This is a genomic window from Flavobacterium fluvii (genome assembly GCF_900129545.1).
In the GTDB taxonomy this organism is placed as follows: domain Bacteria; phylum Bacteroidota; class Bacteroidia; order Flavobacteriales; family Flavobacteriaceae; genus Flavobacterium; species Flavobacterium fluvii.
Genome location: NZ_FQWB01000018.1, coordinates 1 through 5,485 on the forward strand (window position 1 = coordinate 1; position 5,485 = coordinate 5,485).

Annotated in this window: 1 protein-coding gene, 2 tRNA genes and 2 rRNA genes; all 5 read left to right on the forward strand. The window is 46.8% G+C overall.

Annotation, left to right across the window (positions count from 1 at the left end; genetic code table 11):
• Positions 1-207, forward strand: a 207-nt coding sequence (locus BUC16_RS17820; RefSeq protein ID WP_211517997.1) for a hypothetical protein, incomplete at its 5' end; no start/stop codon positions are given.
• A gap of 270 nt (positions 208-477) precedes the next feature.
• A 16S ribosomal RNA gene (locus BUC16_RS17335) occupies positions 478-1,991 on the forward strand.
• Between the two features lie 148 nt (positions 1,992-2,139).
• Positions 2,140-2,213: transfer RNA gene (locus BUC16_RS17340), tRNA-Ile, on the forward strand.
• Positions 2,214-2,304: 91 nt separating this feature from the next.
• Positions 2,305-2,378 (forward strand) — tRNA-Ala (locus BUC16_RS17345).
• 134 nt (positions 2,379-2,512) lie between these two features.
• Positions 2,513-5,397: ribosomal RNA gene (locus BUC16_RS17350) — 23S ribosomal RNA — on the forward strand.
• The 16S and 23S rRNA genes sit together here with 2 tRNA genes alongside, the layout of an rRNA operon.
• The last annotated feature ends 88 nt before the right edge of the window (positions 5,398-5,485 follow it).

The window sequence follows — 5,485 nt, forward strand, 5'->3', positions numbered from 1 at the left end:
AAAAAAGATTGGAAAAGGTATTGTTTAATCGAAAAGAGTGACTACTTTTGCACCCGCAATGACGCAGAAGTTCTTATAAACACTGGCAAACTGATTAAATCGAGAGAAAATTTATTTTCAAAAAAAGATCAAAAAAAGTTTGCGGGAAAAGAAAATGAGTGTTACATTTGCACCCCGCTAAATGAGCAACGTTCCTTGAAAAGCTGACAAGAATATCGAAAAGAAAACGAAAAAATATTTTTCAAAAAAACTTTTCAAAAAGCTTGCCGGATAGAAAAGACTTTGTTACTTTTGCACCCGCTAATCGAAAGACTGGCAAACAAAAAAGAAGACACGTTCCTAGACATATTGAATTGACAGCCGTTCCGATGCAAATCGGAACAAATATAAAGAGAGTAAGAGAATCGGAAGATTTAAAAAACCACTAGAATTTGAGTCGAATAATAATTAGTTCCGATTTATCGGAACAAACAATATACGATGAAGAGTTTGATCCTGGCTCAGGATGAACGCTAGCGGCAGGCTTAACACATGCAAGTCGAGGGGTATTGGTTTTCGGACCAAGAGACCGGCGCACGGGTGCGTAACGCGTATGCAATCTACCTTTCACAGAGGGATAGCCCAGAGAAATTTGGATTAATACCTCATAGTATAACGACTCGGCATCGAGATGTTATTAAAGTCACAACGGTGAAAGATGAGCATGCGTCCCATTAGCTAGTTGGTATGGTAACGGCATACCAAGGCGACGATGGGTAGGGGTCCTGAGAGGGAGATCCCCCACACTGGTACTGAGACACGGACCAGACTCCTACGGGAGGCAGCAGTGAGGAATATTGGACAATGGGCGCAAGCCTGATCCAGCCATGCCGCGTGCAGGATGACGGTCCTATGGATTGTAAACTGCTTTTGCACAGGAAGAAACAACTCTACGTGTAGAGTCTTGACGGTACTGTGAGAATAAGGATCGGCTAACTCCGTGCCAGCAGCCGCGGTAATACGGAGGATCCAAGCGTTATCCGGAATCATTGGGTTTAAAGGGTCCGTAGGCGGTCTTATAAGTCAGTGGTGAAATCTCCCCGCTCAACGGGGAAACGGCCATTGATACTGTAGGACTTGAATTATTAGGAAGTAACTAGAATATGTAGTGTAGCGGTGAAATGCTTAGAGATTACATGGAATACCAATTGCGAAGGCAGGTTACTACTAATGGATTGACGCTGATGGACGAAAGCGTGGGTAGCGAACAGGATTAGATACCCTGGTAGTCCACGCCGTAAACGATGGATACTAGCTGTTGGAAGCAATTTCAGTGGCTAAGCGAAAGTGATAAGTATCCCACCTGGGGAGTACGTTCGCAAGAATGAAACTCAAAGGAATTGACGGGGGCCCGCACAAGCGGTGGAGCATGTGGTTTAATTCGATGATACGCGAGGAACCTTACCAAGGCTTAAATGTAGATTGACCGGTTTGGAAACAGACTTTTCGCAAGACAATTTACAAGGTGCTGCATGGTTGTCGTCAGCTCGTGCCGTGAGGTGTCAGGTTAAGTCCTATAACGAGCGCAACCCCTGTTGTTAGTTGCCAGCGAGTCATGTCGGGAACTCTAACGAGACTGCCAGTGCAAACTGAGAGGAAGGTGGGGATGACGTCAAATCATCACGGCCCTTACGCCTTGGGCTACACACGTGCTACAATGGCCGGTACAGAGAGCAGCCACTGGGTGACCAGGAGCGAATCTACAAAACCGGTCACAGTTCGGATCGGAGTCTGCAACTCGACTCCGTGAAGCTGGAATCGCTAGTAATCGGATATCAGCCATGATCCGGTGAATACGTTCCCGGGCCTTGTACACACCGCCCGTCAAGCCATGGAAGCTGGGGGTGCCTGAAGTCGGTGACCGCAAGGAGCTGCCTAGGGTAAAACTGGTAACTAGGGCTAAGTCGTAACAAGGTAGCCGTACCGGAAGGTGCGGCTGGAACACCTCCTTTCTAGAGCTTCAGTAGTTAGCTGCAAAGCACGCTGAAGAAAGAAGACGAAAAATACTTTTGGAAAGAATCGAAAGATTCAATTACTCTCGCTGTTAGTTCAAATAATACACGTAAAACCGGTGAAATGGTTTTATTTTTAAGAAAAGAGTGTCTCGTAGCTCAGCTGGTTAGAGTACTACACTGATAATGTAGGGGTCGACAGTTCGAGTCTGTCCGAGACAACTATTTTAGACTTAAAAAAAAGGAAATTTTAGAGGTTGGCTAACCGTTTTAAGTACTGTTGACGGAAAACTGTTAACTGACACTAAAAAATGGGGGATTAGCTCAGCTGGCTAGAGCGCCTGCCTTGCACGCAGGAGGTCAACGGTTCGACTCCGTTATTCTCCACAAGATACTGAAACAAGTTCAGTATAAAAGTTCATTGACATATTGAGATAAGAAATAATAAAAAGTAGAAAGCAGTTTTACTATTTATTTAGTAAAACGAAACAAAACGGTCATAATTAAATTTATGATTGGTACAATAAGCAAAATAAGGGCGTATGGGGGATGCCTAGGCTCTCAGAGGCGATGAAGGGCGTGATAAGCTGCGAAAAGCTACGGGGATTGGCACACACGATACAATCCGTAGATTCCCGAATGGGGCAACCCACTATGTTGAAGACATAGTACACCGATAGGTGGGCAAACCCGCTGAACTGAAACATCTAAGTAGGCGGAGGAGAAGAAAACAAAAGTGATTCCGTAAGTAGTGGCGAGCGAACGCGGATTAGCCCAAACCAATGTTGTTACGGCAATGTTGGGGTTGTAGGACCACGACATTTAATGCGGATAGAATTAGAATCTACTGGAAAGTAGAGCCAAAGAAGGTGATAGCCCTGTATAAGTAATAGAAGATATTGATAGTGGTATCCTGAGTAGGGCGGGGCACGTGAAACCCTGTCTGAATTTGGCGGGACCATCCGCTAAGGCTAAATACTCCTGAGAGACCGATAGTGAACCAGTACCGTGAGGGAAAGGTGAAAAGAACCGTGAATAACGGAGTGAAATAGATCCTGAAACCATACGCTTACAAGCGGTCGGAGCCCTTTCGTGGGGTGACGGCGTGCCTTTTGCATAATGAGCCTACGAGTTAACGTTGCTGGCAAGGATAAGTGGTTAAGCCACGGATCCGTAGCGAAAGCGAGTCTGAATAGGGCGCTTTAGTCAGTAGTGTTAGACGCGAAACCGTGTGATCTACCCATGGGCAGGATGAAGCTGTGGTAACACACAGTGGAGGTCCGAACCGGTTGACGTTGAAAAGTCTTCGGATGACCTGTGGGTAGGGGTGAAAGGCCAATCAAACTCGGAAATAGCTCGTACTCCCCGAAATGCATTTAGGTGCAGCGTTGGTCATAAAGTTATATAGAGGTAGAGCTACTGATTGGATGCGGGGGCTTCACCGCCTACCAATTCCTGACAAACTCCGAATGCTATATAATGTTTACCAGCAGTGAGGGCTTGGGTGCTAAGGTCCAAGTCCGAGAGGGAAAGAACCCAGACCATCAGCTAAGGTCCCCAAATATATGTTAAGTTGAAAGAACGAGGTTTGTCTGCCCAGACAGCTAGGATGTTGGCTTGGAAGCAGCCATTCATTTAAAGAGTGCGTAACAGCTCACTAGTCGAGCGGACGAGCATGGATAATAATCGGGCATAAACATATTACCGAAGCTATGGATTTTGCATTTATTTGCAAAGTGGTAGGGGAGCATTCTAACAGGGTAGAAGGTGTGTTGTAAAGCATGCTGGACTGGTTAGAAAAGAAAATGTAGGCATAAGTAACGATAATGCGGGCGAGAAACCCGCACACCGAAAGACTAAGGTTTCCACAGCTATGCTAATCAGCTGTGGGTTAGTCGGGACCTAAGGCGAACCCGAAAGGGACAGTCGATGGACAACGGGTTAATATTCCCGTACTAGTTATAATTGTGATGGGGTGACGGAGTGATGAAAGTGTCGCGAACTGACGGAATAGTTCGTTGAAGTACCTACCTATAGGCTGCGCAGGCAAATCCACGCGGCTTGGGGAAATACGATAGTACTCGGAGTCTTCGGACAAAGAGATAGTACACCTAAGGGCTTCCAAGAAAAACCTCTAAACTTCAGATTATAAGTACCCGTACCGCAAACCGACACAGGTAGTCGAGGAGAGAATCCTAAGGTGCTCGAGAGATTCATGGCTAAGGAATTAGGCAAAATAGACCCGTAACTTCGGGAGAAGGGTCGCCCCGAGTAATCGGGGCCGCAGTGAAGAGGTCCAGGCGACTGTTTATCAAAAACACAGGGCTCTGCAAAATCGTAAGATGAAGTATAGGGCCTGACACCTGCCCGGTGCTGGAAGGTTAAGAGGAGATGTTATCTTCGGAGAAGCATTGAATTGAAGCCCCAGTAAACGGCGGCCGTAACTATAACGGTCCTAAGGTAGCGAAATTCCTTGTCGGGTAAGTTCCGACCTGCACGAATGGTGTAACGATCTGGACACTGTCTCAGCCATGAGCTCGGTGAAATTGTAGTAACGGTGAAGATGCCGTTTACCCGCAGTGGGACGAAAAGACCCTGTGCACCTTTACTATAGCTTAGTATTGACCTTGGATAAATGATGTGTAGGATAGGTTGGAGACTGTGAAGTGGCGTCGCCAGGCGTTGTGGAGTCATTGTTGAAATACAACCCTTTGTTTATCTGAGGCCTAACCCCGAAAACGGGGGACATTGCTTGGTGGGTAGTTTGACTGGGGTGGTCGCCTCCAAAAGAGTAACGGAGGCTTCTAAAGGTTCCCTCAGTACGCTTGGTAACCGTGCGTAGAGTGCAATGGCATAAGGGAGCTTGACTGAGAGACATACAGGTCGATCAGGTACGAAAGTAGAGCATAGTGATCCGGTGGTTCCGCATGGAAGGGCCATCGCTCAAAGGATAAAAGGTACGCCGGGGATAACAGGCTGATCTCCCCCAAGAGCTCATATCGACGGGGGGGTTTGGCACCTCGATGTCGGCTCGTCACATCCTGGGGCTGGAGAAGGTCCCAAGGGTTGGGCTGTTCGCCCATTAAAGTGGCACGCGAGCTGGGTTCAGAACGTCGTGAGACAGTTCGGTCTCTATCTACTGTGGGCGCAAGAAATTTGAGTGGATCTGATTCTAGTACGAGAGGACCGAATTGGACTAACCTCTAGTGTATCTGTTGTTCCGCCAGGAGCATCGCAGAGTAGCTACGTTGGGAAGGGATAAGCGCTGAAAGCATATAAGCGCGAAACCCACCACAAGATGAGATTTCTTTTAAGGATCGTGGGAGATGACCACGTTGATAGGCTATAGATGTAAAGGCAGTAATGTCATAGTCGAGTAGTACTAATAATCCGTAAGCTTATGTACACCTTTTCTCCCGACTTCGGTCGGGAGAAGAAACTTTCTAGATCCTTTACAGGATGACAATTTATTGAATTTCTTTATCTCAGTATGT